Source organism: Streptomyces sp. NPDC088746 (genome assembly GCF_044751065.1).
Classification (GTDB): Bacteria; Actinomycetota; Actinomycetes; order Streptomycetales; family Streptomycetaceae; genus Streptomyces.
In genome coordinates this window covers 968,912-985,434 of record NZ_JBIVLA010000002.1, presented here as the reverse complement: position 1 = coordinate 985,434, position 16,523 = coordinate 968,912, and the positions used below count along the sequence as shown (strand labels likewise).

Below are 16,523 nucleotides of genomic sequence, written 5' to 3'. Positions count from 1 at the left end.
GAAGGGGAAGTGACATGAGAGCGTGCGTCGCGCACGGGGCAGGCGATCTGCGGGTCGATGACCTGCCCGACCCGCACATCCCCGAGGACGAGATCGCCGTCCGTGTCGTCTACGGCGGCATCTGCGGATCGGACCTGCATTACGCGCAGCACGGTGCCAACGGACGATATGCCCTGCGGGAACCACTGGTCCTCGGACATGAGATCGTCGGGCTCGTCGACTGGGTCGGCCCCGCGGCCGAGGGGGACCACCGGGTCGGCGAGCCGGTCGCCGTACACCCGGCGCGGCCGGCACCACCGGCCGGCACGACGGTCAGCACCGGGCTGAATGTGCTGGCGGGCGGCACATACCTGGGCAGCGCGTCCACCGACCCGCACACCCAGGGCGGATTCGCCGAGCGCGTTGCGGTGCGGCCCGAACAGATCCGGCGGCTGCCGGCCGGTCTGCCGCTGCGCCGAGCCGCGCTCGCCGAACCGCTGGCGATCGCCCTGCACGGCATCGCGCGGGCAGGGCGGACCATCCGTGGCGCGCGCGTCCTCGTGAGCGGCAGCGGTCCGATCGGCTGCCTCACGGTCGCCGCGCTCGCCGCCCGGGGCGCATCGCAGATCATCGCGACCGACCTGCACGAGTTCCCGCTGCGGACGGCCCGAAGGGCGGGCGCCACGGAGACCGTGCGGATGGGGGTGGACGAGGGCCCCGAGCCGGACTCCTTCGACGTCGTCATCGAATCGGCCGGCGCCGTCGGCTCGCTGAACACAGCACTGCGCGCCGTCCGCACCGGCGGCACCGTGGTCCAGCTCGGCATCCTGCCCAACGGGCCGCTCGGAGTCGAACTCGCCCCGCTGATCACCAAGGAGGTCAGCTACCGCGGTTCGCAACGGTTCGACGTCGAGCTGGACGAGGCGGTCCGGCTCCTCCACGCCACGCCCGCGCTGGACGCCGTCGTCAGCCATGTGTACCCACTGGAGAAGGCCGGCGACGCCTTCGCCCAGGCCGCCGACCCGACAAAGTCGAGCAAGGTCCTGCTGCGCATCGCGCCGCCCTGACCGCCCCCTGTTGCGAGGCGGGTGCCTCCACGGCGCGGCGGGGCCGGCGTCATCTTCTAGATCCGCGCCCAGGACCTGATGTACGGGCGCCGCGTGGCCGTGACCGGCTGCGCGGCGCCTGCCGTTTCCGGGGGCGCTTCCCCCCGGCCCCGTTGCGCGTCCCTCAGTTCGCGGTCGATCCGGCGCTCCCGTGCGAGGCCGACGAGGGCGGGCAGCAGGACGAGGGCGAAAAGTGCGGCTACGGCCAGGAAGCTCAGGAATGTGTTCATGGCTCTACTGTCGTCCGCGCGCCAGGATTTGGTCAGTGGCAGGACTGTCACACACCATCGAATTGCTGCCACACTGGCCTCATGCTGAAGAATGTCGCCGCCCTGCTGCTCGACGAGGTCCATCCCTTCGAACTGGGCGTCGTGTGCGAGGTGTTCGGACTTGACCGCTCCGAGGACGGGCTGCCGGTACAGGACTTCGCCGTCGTCTCGGCGGAGGGGCCGGTGCTGCGGACGCACGCCGGGTTCACCATCAGTACCCCCTACGGCCTGGACAGGCTGGAGGAGGCCGACCTCATCGTCGTACCCGCCGGGAGCCACTTCGTCGAGCGGACGTACCCGGAGGAGGTCCTGGACGCCCTGCGACGGGCCGTGGAGCGCGGCGCGCGCGTGCTGAGCGTCTGCTCCGGGGCCTTCGTCCTCGGTGAGGCAGGACTACTGGACGGCCGCCGCTGCACCACCCACTGGCGGCACTCCGACGAGCTGGCGCGCCGCTTCCCGAAGGCCGTCGTGGAGCCGGACGTGCTCTACGTGGACGAGGGCGCGGTCATCACCTCGGCCGGCACGGCCGCGGGCATCGACGCCGCCCTGCATCTGGTCCGTCAGGCGCACGGCCCCGCCGTCGCGAACGCCATCGCACGCCGCATGGTGGTCCCGCCGCACCGGGACGGAGGCCAGGCGCAGTACGTCGAGCGTCCGCTTCCCCGCACCCGGTGCGACACGGTCGGCGAGACGCTCGCCTGGATGGAGCGCCACCTCGACCAGGAGATGACCGTCGAACAGCTGGCCGCCCAGACCCACATGTCGCCCCGGACCTTCGCGCGCCGCTTCCAGCAGGAGACCGGCACCACCCCGTACCGCTGGCTGCTCCGCCAGCGCGTGCTGCTCGCACAGCACCTGCTGGAGACCTCGGACGAGACCATGGACACGATCGCGGGACAGACCGGTTTCGGGACCGCGGCGGCCCTGCGCCATCAGTTCGTACGGTCGCTGGACACGACTCCCCACGCCTACCGCCGCACCTTCCGGGGGCCGGCCGGGATGACCGCGGCGGCCTGACGAAGGGGTCCGCCGGGCAGCCGGCGGACCCCTTCGTCACGGGCGTGCGGTCAGATGCCGCACTGCGAGGCGGACCAGAAGTGGTTCGGCCCCTGGTTCACGTGGATGTGGTCGCTGTGGCCGGCGTAGCCCGGGCCGAGGATCCCCCGGAAGCCGTGGTTGCGGGCCTGCTTGGCGATGGTGCACAGGGAGTGCGGCCCGGCGCCGAGGTCGACGGCGTCACCGTAGAGGTGGCGGCTGTTCGTGGCCCCGCCGACCGCCGCGTTGCAGGACGTGGAACGGAAGCCGCTGGTGACCCGGAGGGGCTGGTCGCCCAGCGCGTGCCGCAGGGCCTGGAGCTTCCACATGCTGCTCAGGGCGTTGGCCTTGGCCGTACCCGCGGCGACCGCACCGCCCGCCCAGGTGCTGTTGCACGTGTTGAGCTCGGGATAGGTGAAGTTGACCGGGGTGCAGTCGTCGTCCTGGAGCGCGTAGAGCTTGTTCTGCGTGGCCGGCCCGGCGACCCCGTCCGCGGCGAGGCCGTACGCGGACTGGAAGCGCTGGACCGCGGCCTTGGTGGCGGGGCCGTAGGAGCCGTCGATGGCGAGCACGGAGTTGTATCCCGGATAGCCGGCCACCCGGATCTGGAGCTGGGTGACGTCGTTGCCGGTGGCGCCGGACGACAGGGTGCGGGTCCAGGTGAAGCAGCCGTCGGCCTGCGCGGTGCCCGCGGTGACGACGGCGCCGCCGATGGCGAAGGCCATGGTCATGACAAGGCCGAGCAGCAGATGTGCGGTACGTCTGAGCATGGGGGTCTCCCTGCACGGTGAGGCGTAGAGGCGTGGCGTGGGGACGAGCCTGGCGGACGGGTCGACGCGCGTCAACTACGCGACGGAGAACGCTGGTTGGCGGAGTCCCCTCCTCCGTCCGCTCTGGTTGGCGGAGGCCCTTCGTCCGTCCGCACCTCCGGACACGGGAGAGGGCCCCGCCTGCGGCAGGGCCCTTCTCCGTACAGCGAGGGGAATCAGTCGTTCGGGACGACCTCGTAGCGCGGGGTGCCCTCGGCCATCTCCTTCAGCGCCGCCTTGCGGTCCCGCTTCGAGAGCCGGTCGATGTAGAGGTAGCCGTACAGGTGGTCCGTCTCGTGCTGGAGGCAGCGCGCGAAGTAGCCGCTCCCCCGGACCTTCACCGCGTTGCCCTGGGCGTCCTGACCGCGCACGACCGCGTAGTCGGGGCGGGCGAGCGCGGCGTACGCCGTGGGCACGGAGAGGCAGCCCTCGCTGGAGTCGTCGAGGTTGCGCTGCTCCGGGGCCAGATCCTCCAGCACCGGGTTGCAGATCGCGCCGACGTGCCGGACCCCGTCGTCGTCCGGGCAGTCGTAGACGAAGACCTTGCGGTCCACGCCGATCTGGTTCGCTGCGAGGCCCACTCCCTGCGCGGTCCGCTGGCTGGCGAACATGTCGTCGATCAGCCGCGCCAGCTCGTCGTCGAACTCCGTGACGTCGGCGCACTCCTTGTGCAGAACCGGGTTACCGACCACCGTGATGGGGCGGGACGTGCCGCGCTCTCGGTGCGCCGCCTCGCGCGCCTCGCAGTCCTCGGTGTCCACGAGGAATCCCTCGTCGTCCACACCGGTCTGCTCGTCCGTCTCCTGCTGCGACATGTCCGCCGTTCGCCTTCCTGCAACCCTGAACCCGTGAGTACCCGCACCTGAATCGGTGCCCGTACAGCCTACGGGCACGCATCAGCAGACTTCTTCCAGATCCCGCCACTCGCGGCTGTCCGGGCTGTCCGCCACCCAGCCGTCCAGCAGACCGCGCACCAGCCCGGCCGGGGCCGCTATGCCGCACTCACGCTCCGGCACCCACAGGTCACCGGCGGTGCGGTGGCCCAGGGGCCCGGGGTGGCCCGGCTCACTGTGGTCGTGCGGGTCCAGGTGCTCGCCGTCGCCCTCGTCGCTCTCCATCCGGCTCTCCGAACACGCGCGGCAGAGCAGCCGCACGGAGGACGACCAGTCCTCGGCGGCGAATCCGGCATCCGAGGCGAGCTTCTCCAGCGCGTCCCGGTCGGCCTCGGTGGCGGCCTCCAGGAGGACCACCCAGGTGGGGACGGGTGAGGGCGCCCACAGCTCGATCTCGTCGAAGACCGGGTACGACGGCCCGGCCGCCGTGATCCGCTCGCCGTTCGGCACACCGTCGTGCAGGACGACCTCGCCCCAGCGCCGTCCCGAGGACGGCAGCGGGATCGACAGCACCTCCAGCCGCGCCGGGTCCAGCCTGCGGCCCCAGACGACCTCGGCCTCACCCTCGGGCGAGAGCCGCACGGCAGCACTGCCCAGCTCCATGCCCGTGGGCTCGCTGTTGGCCGCCGCGTTGTGCTGACCGCTGCCCGGCACCCGCAGCCCGTAGGCCTGCCAGGCGCGGCGCGCCAGCGGCCAGTCCTGGAGCGCGGTGGCCGCGATCCCGACGTTCCACCAGTCCGGGGCCCCGGACTCCCGGTCGAGCAGGGCGACGGCGCGCAGGCCCGCGGCCCTCGCCTGTTCCCAGTCGTGCCGGAACTTGTGCAGCAGCGCCAGATTGAACCAGGACTCGGAGAGCCAGGGCTCCAGGTCCGCCGCGCGCGTCAGCAGCGCCCCCGCGTCCTCGTACCGGCCGTCGCCGATCAGCGTGAACGCGCGGTCCGTGGCCTGCCGCCAAGAGGCGGACGGCCGATGCCGTACCTTCCCGAAGATCCTCACGATTCCCGCCTGTCCCGACTGGACACCCTCGTTTTCCGCTCTCTTCGCATCCAACCATGCCCGGCCGGACGCCCGCTCATTACCCATGGGTTACCCGGCCCCGGCCGGAGCCGGGCCGCCCCGCGCCAGGACTCTGGCCAGTGCTTCCACCACCTGTGGCTGGTAGTCGCGGCCGGTGCCGAGCCTGAGCTGCTCCAGGGCCCGCAGGGACCCCTTGACGCCTTCCCCGCACAGGTCGTCGTACGCGTTGACCGCACGGACGATCCTCGCGGAGGTCTGCTGTTCCCTGTACGGATCCGCCTGCTGCTCCACCACCACGGCGACCGCGGGGTCCACGCCGGTCTGCCGGACCACCGCACCGCCGAGCAGCGCGATCCTGCGCTGCTCATCGGCCGGGAGGACGGCCGTCGCCCCGTCCGCGACCGGGTCGACCAGCGAGAGCTGCCCGATGTCGTGCATCAGCGCCGCGTACTCCAGGACGGTCAGCTCGGGGCCGGTGAGCCCGAGCTCACGCCCGACGGCCGTCGAGAGCCCGGCCACCCTGCGGGCGTGACCGTGCGGGGTGTAGCCCGCGATCTCCGTGGACCGTGCCAGCGACGCGATGGTCTGCCGGTACGTCGTACGGACCGCGGCGTACCTGCGGAACGAGACCTGGGTGAGCAGCAGCGGTACGCACAGGACGGGCAGGGCCCACAGCCCCGCGACGGCGACCCCCAGCGCCATCACGGCCCCGGTCGCGCAGACCGCGGAGCCGATACCGCTGAGCGCGCGGAGTTCGTCGCGGAGCTGCGGCCCGTACGGACGGGAGGTCCCGGCCGTGAGAGCCGCGAGGACCGCGTCGCAGAGCGCGGTGAGCATCAGCAGCACGAGCAGGAAGAGGGCGAAGTACGGTCCCTCGCCGAACCAGCGCTCCGACAGGCCCGCGTGGTGGAGCGGCTGGAAGCACACGGCCGCGAAGGCCACGGCCAGCACACGGCGGGCCGCCTGGTCGGGCCCCGGGCCGCTGCCCCGCGCCATGTGGGGCACGGAGGCGAGCAGCTGCGCCGCCGCGACGACGGTGATCACCTGGAGCACGCCGTGCGCCGTGTCCTGTCCCGCGCTGCGCCCGAGCAGCGCGTACGCCAGCGCTCCGGCCGCTCCCAGCGGCGCGGGCTCCCGCTCACCGGGCAGGGCGCCCCAGCGGGCCAGCTCACCCACGGTGACCAGGACCCCGAAGGCGAGGGCGTGGCCGGGCTCGGCGACGCCGTTCCACAGGGTGTGCCCGAGCGCGACGGCCGCGAGGACCAGCGCGGCGCCACGGACCGCGAGGACGGCCGGCGACGGGTGGAGCGGGTTCACCGGGTCTGCCCGGGCCGGTCCGGCGACCCCGTGGCGGGCGGCCGCGCCCCCGCCCGCTGCCGCGGCAGCCCGGGCGGCTCCTCCTCCGAGGTGACCGTGTTGGCCGCCGCGGACCAGCCGTGGCGCTCCAGGGCGCGCGCCAGCGCGCGGACCATGCGCGGGTCGAACTGGCTGCCCGCGCAGCGCCTCAGCTCCTCCACGGCCGCGGGGACGGGTCGCCCGCGCCGGTAGGAGCGCGTCGAGGTCATCGCGTCGAAGGCGTCGGCCACCGCGACGACCCGGGCGAACTCGGGGATCCGGTCCCCGGCCAGGCCGTACGGATAGCCGCTGCCGTCGAGCCGCTCGTGGTGGTGCAGGATCGCGGCGCGCGCCTCGTCCAGGAAGCCGATGCCCCGGACGATCTCGTGGCCGTACTCCGGGTGCAGCTCGATGACGCGGCGCTCCTCCGGGGTGAGCGGCCCGTCCTTGCGCAGGACCCGGGTGGGGACGCCTAGCTTGCCGACGTCGTGCAGGATGCCGGCGAAGCGGAGCGCTTCCATCCGGTCCTCCTCCATGCCCAGTTCGCGGGCGATCAGCTCGGAGGCGCGGCCGACCCGCTCGCTGTGCCCTCGGGTGTAGCCGTCCTTGATGTCGACGGCCTGGACGAGCGCCCTGATGGTGGCGCGGTGAGCGGCGTCCTGGCGGTGGTACTGCGCGAAGACCCAGCAGGAGATGTACATCGGCAGCAGGACGACCAGCGCGGACAGCGGACCGTAGGAGCTGTGCCACAGCACGGCCATCATCAGCCCCGCGAGCGCGTGCACCAGATGCGGCCCCACGGAGCGGGCCGGCAGCCCTCGCCAGGCGTGCCTGACGGCCACGCGCTCGGCCGTGACGAGGATCGAGCCGTCCAGCGCGGCCAGCACCAGACTGAAGACGAGAGCCGCCGCACAGGCCGGGAGGAGGGCGTACGGAAGATCGGGCGCGGCGCCCCCCGAGGCCCCGCCGAGCGTGGCGGGGCCGCCCAGACGGGCGTACGCCCATGAGGCGGCCGCCACGGTCAGCGCGAGCTGGGCGGCGCGCCAGACACGGCGGGCCGTGGCGGGCGGTCGCTCCACCCGGCCCGCGAGCGCGCCGGGTACGGCGACGAGCGCGGCGGCGGACGGAGGCAGCAGGAACGCCGCGGCGAGCAGCAGGGGAAAGAACGATCCGGCACCGATCGGCACGGAGCTGCCGAAGAAGGGGCAGCGGCCCGGGAGTTCACAGGCCAGGTAGAGCGCGGCGAGGAGCGCGAGGGTCCCCCAGGGCGTGGCGGCCCCCGGGGACAGCGCGGGAACGGCGCAGAGTGCGGCGCCGACCGCCGCGCACAGGATGTGGACGCGTGCCGCCCCCGGTGTGCCCCTCACCCGTACCGCCCGCCCCCAGCCTGCTCAATGGAGGCGCCACGCTAGCGAGTTGGGGCTCGGCCGGGGCCCGAACGGGCCGGATTAGCACATTCGGGTGACACGACCGGGGTTCAGTGCGCGGGGCACCGGCGGGGGGAGGTCACTCGGCGGGGGCCGGACGGTCGGCGCCCACGGACACGTCCTGCTCGGGCACGGCGTGCCCGGAACGGATCAGGTCGATCCGTCCCATCACCTTCGAGCGCAGGTCGGCCGGGACGTCGTCCTGTCCGCAGCAGCGCTTGACCAGCTTCTTCACGGCCTGCTCCAGGCCGTACTTCTCCAGGCACGGGGAGCACTCCTCGAAGTGCACCTCGAACTTGGTGCAGTCGCCCTCGGGCATCTCATGGTCGAGAAACTCGTAGAGATGATCGAGAACCTCTGAGCAGTCCGTCTCGTGCGGCTCTCCGCAGCTCATGAGGCCGAGCCTTTCCTGTCGTCCGACTCACCGGCTCCGGCCGGGACGAGCCCGCGCTCACGCGCGTAGTCCTCCAGCATGCCGCGCAGCTGACGGCGTCCCCGGTGCAGCCGGGACATCACCGTACCGATGGGTGTCCCCATGATGTCCGCGATCTCCTTGTAGGCAAAGCCCTCTACATCGGCGAGATACACGGCGATGCGGAACTCTTCGGGGATCGACTGCAGTGCGGACTTCACGTCGGAGTCCGGCAGGTGGTCGAGCGCCTGGGACTCCGCCGAGCGCAGACCGGTCGACATGTGCGACTCCGCACGCGCCAGCTGCCAGTCCTCGATCTCCTCGGCGGCGCTCCGCTGGGGTTCGCGCTGCTTCTTGCGGTACGAGTTGATGAAGGTGTTGGTGAGAATGCGGTACATCCACGCCTTGAGGTTCGTGCCCTCACGGAACTGGTGGAAGGAGCCGTACGCCTTCGCGTACGTCTCCTGTACCAGGTCCTCGGCGTCCGCGGGGTTGCGCGTCATGCGCAGGGCGGCCGAGTACATCTGGTCCAGATATCCGAGGGCGTCCCGCTCGAAGCGCGCGTTGCGCTCGGCAGTCGTCTCCTGCGCACGGCCGTCGTCGGTCCCTGTGTCGGTCCCAGTGACCGGACCCACCTCCTCCAACGATGTGGCGGAACCGAAACCGGACCCGCTCGCATCGGAGAATAGTCGACCTTGCTTCTGCGCGGGCTGTCGATCGGCTCCGCCCGGAGCGCGCGCCGGAGTGCTCCTGGCCGCGTGAAGCACCGTCCACTCCAGTTCTGCGGCGTTCGAGCGGCTCGGGCAGATGGTCGAACCCATGCGACGGACTCCCTCTCCACGTACGACGTTGCTGTACCGACACCAGCCACAACAGCCGCCCCTCACGGCGCATTCCCGGGGTCGGGGCGGGCGCCGGGAGTGTGAGGGGAACGACGCCGTCAGGAGAGCCCGTCGAGCCACCCGGCGACCGCGCCGGCGAGGTCGTCCATGGCCTGATCCTGGGTCAGCGGTGCCTTCTTCGGCACGGCGAAGCCATGATCCGCGTACGGCACCTCGACGAGCGCGTGCTCCCCCGGAGGGAATTCCTCCGGGCGTCCGAAGGGGTCACGGCCGCCCTGCACCACGAGGGTGGGGACGCCCGCGCCGAGCAGCTCGTCCGCGCGGGACTTCTCCGGCTTGCCCGGGGGGTGCAGCGGGAAGCTCAGGGCGAGGACCGCGCGGGCGCCGAGCTCCGCCGCCGTACGGCAGGCAACCCGGGCCCCCGCGCTGCGTCCCCCGGAGACGACGGGCAGCCCCGGGGCCTTCAGGGCCGGCCACAGGCCCCGCCAGCCGGTGTCCAGGGTCCGGGGAGCGGGCGCCAGCTTCTTCCCGGCCACCCGCCAGGGCTGCTCCACCAGGGCCACGGTCACCCGGCGGCCCGGCAGCACGGCGGCCAGCGCCTGGAGGTCGCGGGCCTCGATGCCGCCTCCGGCGCCATGGCTGACGGCGAGCACCAGGCGGGCCCTCCTGGCCGGGAGCCAGGTGATCCTGGCCTCACCGGCGTCCGTGCCGACGCGCTCGGTCTTCCGCTCTGTCGCTGTAGTACGGCTCACAGCCCCATCCTGCCGGGTCAGAAGAGCGTGCTCTCCTCCGGCGCGGCCAGCTCCTCCAGGAGTTCCGGACCGTTGTTGCGGACGTTGCTGACGGCGGTGGCCACCGGGTAGGCCCGCATCAGCCCGCCGGGCGGCGGCTCCAGCAGCGCCTTCAGCTCCTCGATGCCGGTGTGCGAGGGGTCGAGCCAGTCGTCCCAGCGGTCCGGGGTCAGCATCAGCGGCATCCGGGGGTGGATGTCGGAGAGCGACGCGGGCCCTTCGGCGGGGGCGACGGCGAGCGGGGCCGTCTCGGCCTCGGTGGTGATCACCGAGCAGGTCACCCACCAGGCCCCCGGGTGGTCGTCGGGGAGCGTCCGGTCACGCCAGAACTCGTACAGGCCCGCCATGGCGAAGACGGAGCCGTCGGCGGGCGTCACGAAGTACGGCTGCTTGCGGGGCCGCTTCTTCCTCCCCTTCTCCTCCAGCTGACGCTCGTCGGCGCCCGTGACCCACTCGTAGTAGCCGTCGGCGGGCAGGATGCAGCGCCTGGACACGAAGGGACGGCGGAAGGACGGCTTCTCGTGGACGGTTTCCGCGCGGGCGTTGATCATGCGGGCGCCGCCTTCCGGCGACTTCGACCAGGACGGCACGAGTCCCCATTTCAGGGTGCGCAGCTGGCGAACCGGCCGCTGATCGTCCGCGTCCTTCACAGGACGGTCCAGAACCGCGTAGACCTCCTTGGTCGGCGCGACGTTCCAGTCGGGCTCCAAGGTCTCCGTGGGTTCCCATTTCTCCACGCCGAAGAGCCCGGCCAGATCTTCCGGCCGCCGGCTCGCTGCATACCGTCCGCACATAAGTGCCAGACTGCCACGACCCGCCAGTCGAGTGGATGCCGATTCCCTCGAGCACCTCAAGGAGCCGCCCGCACCATGGACAGCACCGACCTCGGCGATCTGTGGGATCGCGTCTTCGGAACCCAGCCCGCGCCCGAGCAGTGGCTGGTGGTCGTGACGGCCACGGCGGCGCTCGTCGCGGTGGTCCCGAACCTCATATGGCGGCTCTCGCGCAACGCGATCACCATCGCGCACGAGGGAGGGCACGGCCTGGTCGCCCTGCTCACCGGGCGCCAGCTGTCCGGTATCAGGCTGCACTCGGACACCAGCGGCCTCACCGTCAGCCGCGGCAAGCCCACCGGCATCGGCATGATCCTCACCGCGGCGGCCGGCTACACGGCGCCACCGCTGCTCGGCCTCGGCGGCGCCTGGCTGCTGACGAACGGCCGGATCACCCTGCTCCTCTGGCTGGCGACGGCACTGCTGGCGGTGATGCTGGTGATGATCCGCAATCTGTACGGGGCGCTGACGGTCATCCTCACGGGTACGACCTTCCTGCTGGTGTCCTGGCTGACCTCGGCCGACGTCCAGTCGGCCTTCGCGTACACCGTCGTCTGGTTCCTGCTGCTCGGCGGCGTGCGCCCGGCGTTCGAGCTGCAGTCCAAGCGCAGGTACGGCGGCGCCCCCGACTCCGATGCCGACCAGCTCGCCCGGCTCACGCACGCACCGGCCGCGATCTGGCTCTTCCTCTTCCACGCCGTGTCGCTCTGCTCGCTGATCGGCGGCGGACGCTGGCTCCTCGGGCTGTGAGGACACCTGATCGGGTGTGGTCGGCAACCCGCCTCTATCACCCTTGTATTACGCCCCGGTTTCATCCCTTTTGTTCAGGATCTGGGATTGCGCTGAGCCACTAAAGTGAGGGGCATGACCGAAAGTTCCGTGCACCCTGCCCTCTGGCCCGCCCCTCGAGCGACCGGGGCCGTCGACGCGACCGTCACCGTGCCCGGATCGAAGTCGGTCACCAATCGCGCCCTCGTCCTCGCCTCCCTCTCCTCCGAGCCCGGCTGGCTGCGCCGCCCGCTGCGCTCCCGCGACACCCTCCTGATGGCCCAGGCTCTCCGCGCGATGGGCGTCGGCATCGAGGAGGGCGTGGGCCCGGACGGCTCGGGCGAGGCCTGGCGGGTCATCCCCGCCGGTCTGCACGGCCCGGCGCGGGTGGACGTCGGCAACGCGGGAACGGTGATGCGCTTCCTGCCGCCCGTGGCCTGCCTCGCGGACGGCCCCGTCCACTTCGACGGGGACCCGCGGTCGTACGAGCGCCCGCTGCACGGCGTGATCGGCGCGCTGAAGTCCCTGGGGGCCCGGATCGACGACGACGGCCGGGGGACACTGCCGCTGACCGTGCACGGGGCGGGCGCGCTGGACGGCGGACCGGTGTCCATCGACGCCTCCTCGTCCTCCCAGTTCGTCTCCGCGCTGCTGCTGTCCGCGCCCCGGTTCAACCAGGGCGTGGAGGTGCGCCACACGGGCTCGGCGCTGCCCTCGATGCCCCACATCCGGATGACCGTCGACATGCTCCGCTCGGTCGGCGCCCAGGTCGACGAGCCGGAGTCGGGCGGCGAGCCGAATGTCTGGCGGGTCTCCCCCTCCGCCCTGCTGGGCCGCGACCTGACCGTCGAGCCCGACCTCTCGAACGCCCAGCCCTTCCTGGCCGCCGCACTGGTGACCGGGGGCCGGGTCACGATCCCCGACTGGCCGCTGCGGACCACCCAGCCGGGTGACGCGCTGCGCGAGATCTTCACCGCAATGGGTGGCGCGTGCGAGCTGACCGAGCGCGGTCTGACCTTCCGGGGCTCGGGCTCGGTCCACGGCATCGACGTCGACCTGGGCGAGGTCGGCGAGCTGACCCCGGGCATCGCGGCCCTCGCCGCCCTGGCGGACTCCCCGTCCACCCTGAGCGGCGTGGCCCACCTGCGGCTGCACGAGACGGACCGGCTGGCGGCGCTCACCAAGGAGATCAACGCACTCGGCGGCGACGTCACGGAGACCGCCGACGGCCTGCGCGTGAACCCCCGCCCGCTGCACGGCGGAACGTTCCACACGTACGACGACCACCGCATGGCGACCGCCGGCGCGATCATCGGCCTCGCCGTCGCCGGGGTGGAGATCGAGAACGTCGCCACGACGGCCAAGACCCTGCCGGACTTCCCGGACATGTGGACCGGCATGCTCGGGGAACCCTCCGGCGCCGTCGGCGTCTCGTCCGCGGCGCTCGGCGCACCGGCCGGCGGGCGCGGGGTCTGAGGACATGCGCCGCTACGGGAAGAACCCCGACGAGGACGACATCCGCGTCCGCCCCAACCCCAAGGGCAACCGGCCCCGTACGCACACACGCCCCAAGCACGAGGACGCCCAGGACGGCATGGTCCTCACCGTGGACCGGGGCAGGCTCACCTGTCTGGTCGAGGACCGTACGGTGACGGCCATGAAGGCCCGCGAACTGGGCCGCAAGGCCGCCGTGGTGGGCGACCGGGTCTCCCTGGTGGGTGACCTCTCCGGCGCCAAGGACACCCTGGCGCGCATCGTGCGGATCGGTGCGCGCACGTCCGTGCTCCGCCGCACGGCCGACGACGACGACCCGTTCGAGAGGGTGGTCGTCGCCAACGCCGACCAGCTGGCGATCGTCACCGCCCTCGCCGACCCGGAGCCCCGCCCCCGCATGATCGACCGCTGCCTGGTGGCGGCGTACGACGGCGGGCTCACTCCGCTCCTGGTGCTGACCAAGTCCGACCTGGCCTCGGCGGACAAACTCCTGGAGGCGTACACCCCGCTGGGTGTCCCGTACGTCGTGACCAGCCGCGAGGAGCTGGAGAACGGGGACGCCGCCGAGCACGTGCGGGAGCTGCTGAACGACCGGGTGACCGCCTTCGTCGGTCACTCCGGGGTCGGCAAGACCACGCTCGTCAACGCGCTGGTGCCGAAGGACCGGCGGCGGACCACCGGGGTGGTCAACGCCGTCACGGGGCGCGGCAGGCACACCACCACGTCTGCGCTCGCCCTGCCGCTGCCGGACGGCCGCGGCTGGGTGGTCGACACCCCGGGCGTACGGTCGTTCGGGTTGCACCACGTCGACCCCTCCCGGGTGATCAACGCCTTCCCCGATCTTCAGCCGGGCACGGAGAACTGCCCGCGCGGCTGCACCCACGACGGTCACGAGCCGGAGTGCGCCCTGGACGCGTGGGTCGCCGAGGGCCACGCCGACCCGGCGCGGCTCGACTCGCTGCGGAGGCTGCTGGCGACCCGCGAGCGGCGCGAGGGCGACTGAGCCGCGGCGCCACCCGACTCGCGCACGTTTGCGGCCTCCCACGGCTGGTAAGGGCATAATCGCGCAAGCGAGACGAAGCGTCACCTACGTGGGAGGCACCTGACGATGGCGTGGTTGCTGGTCGTGGTCGCTGGACTGCTCGAGACCGGCTTCGCCGTGTGCCTGAAGCTTTCGCACGGATTCACCCGGCTCTGGCCGACGATCGCGTTCTGCGCGTTCGCCCTCGGCAGCTTCGGCCTGCTGACGCTGGCCCTCAAGAAGCTCGACGTCGGCCCGGCGTACGCGGTGTGGACGGGTATCGGAGCGGCGGGGACGGCGATCTACGGGATGGTCTTCCTCGACGACGTGGTCTCGGCCCTCAAGCTGGTGTCGATCTCGCTGGTGATCATCGGTGTGATCGGTCTGCAGCTGTCCGGTTCCGCGCACTGAGCGGCGGCGCCGGCACCAGCGCGTAGGAGACGGCGAGCCGGAGCGCGATCTCGCAGCTCAGCTCCAGCTCCGCCGCGTCGCGCGGCGAAGGCCCTCCCCCCAGCGCGGCCACGGCCCGGTCCCGGACGAGCGTGAGGAGCTCGGTGGCCGTGGGCGGCGCCGTGTCGGTGCGCCTGCCGGCGGGCGGGGCCCCCGGTCTGGGCAGGTGCTCTCCCCAGACGCCCGTGAGAAGAGCTTTGACCAGGACGTTCGCGCGGGCCGCCCGGACCGTCCAGCGAGCGAGTTCGGCGGGCCCCTCACCGCGGGCGCGGGCGGAGCCGAGCGCCTGCTCCACGCCGGCCAGATAGCCGTCGGCCGCCCGCCGGATCAGCGCGCGGGCCAGCCCGTCCTTGCTGCCGAACTCGTTGTAGAGGGTCTGCCGGGAGACCCCTGCCCGGGCCGCCACGTCGACCATGCGCACGGCCGTCCAGGGAAGCGTGGTGAGCGCCGCGTGTGCGGAGTCCAGCAGGGCTTCTCGCGCCGATGGCATCGTCGCCTCCCACGCCGGGGACCTGCGCATCAGAGTCGAGGCGCCCGGTGGCACTGTCAAGGGTCCGCGCACGGCGGGCCCGGCGGCCGCCCGCACGGGGCCGTGTAGCCCGGGCGGGTGGCTGTGGATACTGTGACGGCATGCCCGACTACCACGATGATCTGCGCCTGGCCCACGTACTGGCGGACGCCGCCGACGCGGCGACGATGGACCGGTTCAAGGCTCTGGACCTCAAGGTCGAGACGAAGCCGGACATGACCCCGGTGAGCGAGGCCGACAAACACGCGGAGGAGCTGATCCGCGGGCACCTGCACCGGGCGCGCCCGCGTGACGCGATCCTGGGCGAGGAGTACGGGATCGAGGGCACCGGTCCGCGGCGCTGGGTCGTCGACCCGATCGACGGCACGAAGAACTACGTACGGGGCGTCCCCGTCTGGGCGACGCTGATCTCCCTGATGGAGGCGGGCGAGGACGGCTTCCAGCCCGTGGTCGGTGTGGTGTCGGCTCCCGCGCTGAACCGCCGCTGGTGGGCGGCGAAGGGCGCCGGTGCCTTCTCCGGCCGGAGCCTGACGTCCGCGACCCGGCTGCACGTGTCGAAGGTCGAGCGGATCGCGGACTCCTCGTTCGCCTACGCCTCGATGACCGGCTGGGAGGAGCAGGGCCGCCTCGACGGCTTCATGGACCTGACGCGGGCCGTCTGGCGCACGCGCGGGTACGGGGACTTCTGGCCGTACATGATGGTCGCCGAGGGTTCGGTGGACATCTGCGCGGAGCCGGAGCTCTCGCTGTGGGACATGGCGGCGAACGCGATCATCGTCCAGGAGGCGGGCGGACAGTTCACCAGCCTGGACGGGGTCTCCGGCCCGGGCGGCGGCAACGCGGCGGCGTCCAACGGCCTGCTCCACCACGAGCTGCTGGGCTATCTCAACCAGCGCTACTGAACGCCGCCGAGGGCCGCTGAGGCAGGCTGTTGAGGCACGTCCCGCAATCCCCGGCGGGCGCGGCCCCTTGTTGAGTCCCCTCCTGGGTGCGACTCTGAGAGTCCCCCCACTTGTGAACTTGTGAATCGGCTCACGAAGGCCGCCTCGCAGGATCGCTCACTCAAGGAGGTGGCTCCCCGCATGCTCGTCCGTGACGCCATGAGCACCCTGGTCCTCACCATCGGCCCGGCCCACACGCTCCGGCAGGCGGCCCGGCTGATGTCGGCCCGCCGTATCGGAGCGGCTGTCGTCCACGACCCGGACACCTGCGGCCTCGGCATCATCACCGAGCGCGACATCCTCGACGCCGTGGGCGCCGGACTGGACCCCGACGTCGAGACCGCGTCCACCCACACCACCACCGACGTGGTCTTCGCCTCTCCCGTCTGGACCCTCGAAGAGGCCGCCGAGGCCATGACACACGGCGGCTTCCGGCATCTGATCGTGCTGGACGGCGACGGTCCCGTCGGCATCGTCTCGGTGCGCGACATCATCAGGTGCTGGGCGCCGGCCCGGCGGTCCCGGGCCGAAATGGCCCTCTGACCGGCGCGTCCGGCCCGCGGACGGCAGTG

At 72.3% G+C, this 16,523-nt stretch carries 19 protein-coding genes; 8 read left to right on the top strand and 11 right to left on the bottom strand.

All coding sequences use genetic code 11. The features are described 5' to 3' along the window. Positions 1–14 precede the first annotated feature (14 nt). Positions 15–1,046, top strand: a complete 1,032-nt coding sequence (locus ACIP63_RS12050; protein WP_401514020.1) for an L-idonate 5-dehydrogenase — start codon at positions 15–17, stop codon at positions 1,044–1,046. 56 nt (positions 1,047–1,102) lie between these two features. Here ACIP63_RS12050 and ACIP63_RS12045 read toward each other — a convergent pair whose 3' ends face one another. Next, complete coding sequence (locus tag ACIP63_RS12045) at positions 1,103–1,315, bottom strand: hypothetical protein (RefSeq protein ID WP_401514017.1); 213 nt, start codon at positions 1,313–1,315, stop codon at positions 1,103–1,105. Between the two features lie 81 nt (positions 1,316–1,396). Between ACIP63_RS12045 and ACIP63_RS12040 the strand changes: the two genes are divergently transcribed. Beyond that, the gene (locus ACIP63_RS12040; protein WP_401514014.1) at positions 1,397–2,371 is read left to right on the top strand and encodes a helix-turn-helix domain-containing protein; all 975 of its coding nucleotides are present in this window, start codon (positions 1,397–1,399) and stop codon (positions 2,369–2,371) included. 50 nt (positions 2,372–2,421) lie between these two features. Here the strand turns inward: ACIP63_RS12040 and ACIP63_RS12035 are convergent, their stop codons facing one another. The 9 genes from ACIP63_RS12035 to ACIP63_RS11995 form a co-directional block, all read right to left on the bottom strand. After that, the gene (locus ACIP63_RS12035; RefSeq protein WP_401514011.1) at positions 2,422–3,159 is read right to left on the bottom strand and encodes a D-Ala-D-Ala carboxypeptidase family metallohydrolase; all 738 of its coding nucleotides are present in this window, start codon (positions 3,157–3,159) and stop codon (positions 2,422–2,424) included. Between the two features lie 215 nt (positions 3,160–3,374). After that, positions 3,375–4,013, bottom strand: coding sequence for a peptide deformylase (gene def / locus ACIP63_RS12030; RefSeq protein WP_356716796.1), 639 nt, complete (start codon positions 4,011–4,013; stop codon positions 3,375–3,377). Between the two features lie 81 nt (positions 4,014–4,094). Continuing rightward, entirely contained in the window at positions 4,095–5,087 is a 993-nt protein-coding gene (locus ACIP63_RS12025) for a tetratricopeptide repeat protein (RefSeq protein ID WP_393763428.1), read from the bottom strand. A gap of 90 nt (positions 5,088–5,177) precedes the next feature. Then, entirely contained in the window at positions 5,178–6,425 is a 1,248-nt protein-coding gene (locus ACIP63_RS12020; protein WP_401514009.1) for an HD-GYP domain-containing protein, read from the bottom strand. Further along, the gene (locus ACIP63_RS12015) at positions 6,422–7,810 is read right to left on the bottom strand and encodes an HD-GYP domain-containing protein (protein ID WP_401514007.1); all 1,389 of its coding nucleotides are present in this window, start codon (positions 7,808–7,810) and stop codon (positions 6,422–6,424) included. The genes ACIP63_RS12020 and ACIP63_RS12015 overlap by 4 nt, the downstream gene beginning before the upstream one ends. 139 nt (positions 7,811–7,949) lie before the next feature. Beyond that, on the bottom strand, positions 7,950–8,264 hold the full coding sequence (gene rsrA / locus ACIP63_RS12010) for a mycothiol system anti-sigma-R factor (protein WP_401514005.1): 315 nt from the start codon (positions 8,262–8,264) through the stop codon (positions 7,950–7,952). Then, a complete protein-coding gene (locus ACIP63_RS12005; protein WP_033298180.1) occupies positions 8,261–8,917 on the bottom strand; it encodes a sigma-70 family RNA polymerase sigma factor in 657 nt (218 codons plus the stop codon). Before ACIP63_RS12005 ends, rsrA begins: the two co-directional genes overlap by 4 nt. Positions 8,918–9,222: 305 nt before the next feature. Further along, a complete protein-coding gene (locus tag ACIP63_RS12000; protein ID WP_401514002.1) occupies positions 9,223–9,876 on the bottom strand; it encodes an alpha/beta family hydrolase in 654 nt (217 codons plus the stop codon). Positions 9,877–9,893: 17 nt separating this feature from the next. Beyond that, a complete protein-coding gene (locus ACIP63_RS11995) occupies positions 9,894–10,709 on the bottom strand; it encodes an SOS response-associated peptidase (protein WP_401514000.1) in 816 nt (271 codons plus the stop codon). Between the two features lie 75 nt (positions 10,710–10,784). Between ACIP63_RS11995 and ACIP63_RS11990 the strand changes: the two genes are divergently transcribed. The 4 genes from ACIP63_RS11990 to ACIP63_RS11975 all read left to right on the top strand — a co-directional run bounded on the left by ACIP63_RS11990 (position 10,785) and on the right by ACIP63_RS11975 (position 14,442). Further along, positions 10,785–11,498 (top strand): M50 family metallopeptidase, encoded by a 714-nt coding sequence (locus ACIP63_RS11990; protein WP_099174566.1) that lies wholly within the window; start codon positions 10,785–10,787, stop codon positions 11,496–11,498. A gap of 114 nt (positions 11,499–11,612) precedes the next feature. Then, positions 11,613–12,992 carry a 3-phosphoshikimate 1-carboxyvinyltransferase gene (aroA, locus tag ACIP63_RS11985; RefSeq protein WP_401513997.1) on the top strand — a complete coding sequence of 460 codons (1,380 nt, stop codon included), beginning with the start codon at positions 11,613–11,615 and terminating at the stop codon, positions 12,990–12,992. 4 nt (positions 12,993–12,996) lie between these two features. Then, the gene (gene rsgA, locus ACIP63_RS11980; protein WP_401513994.1) at positions 12,997–14,013 is read left to right on the top strand and encodes a ribosome small subunit-dependent GTPase A; all 1,017 of its coding nucleotides are present in this window, start codon (positions 12,997–12,999) and stop codon (positions 14,011–14,013) included. 105 nt (positions 14,014–14,118) lie between these two features. Further along, positions 14,119–14,442: a multidrug efflux SMR transporter gene (locus ACIP63_RS11975; RefSeq protein WP_104788939.1), complete on the top strand. Its 324-nt coding sequence runs from the start codon at positions 14,119–14,121 to the stop codon at positions 14,440–14,442. Here the strand turns inward: ACIP63_RS11975 and ACIP63_RS11970 are convergent. Continuing rightward, entirely contained in the window at positions 14,399–14,971 is a 573-nt protein-coding gene (locus tag ACIP63_RS11970) for a TetR/AcrR family transcriptional regulator (protein WP_401513991.1), read from the bottom strand. The genes ACIP63_RS11975 and ACIP63_RS11970 overlap by 44 nt on opposite strands. Positions 14,972–15,111: 140 nt before the next feature. On the opposite strand from ACIP63_RS11970, the gene hisN reads away from it, so the two are divergent. Next, complete coding sequence (gene hisN / locus ACIP63_RS11965) at positions 15,112–15,912, top strand: histidinol-phosphatase (RefSeq protein WP_393763406.1); 801 nt, start codon at positions 15,112–15,114, stop codon at positions 15,910–15,912. Positions 15,913–16,092: 180 nt separating this feature from the next. Continuing rightward, positions 16,093–16,494, top strand: a complete 402-nt coding sequence (locus tag ACIP63_RS11960; RefSeq protein ID WP_401513989.1) for a cyclic nucleotide-binding/CBS domain-containing protein — start codon at positions 16,093–16,095, stop codon at positions 16,492–16,494. Positions 16,495–16,523 lie beyond the last annotated feature (29 nt).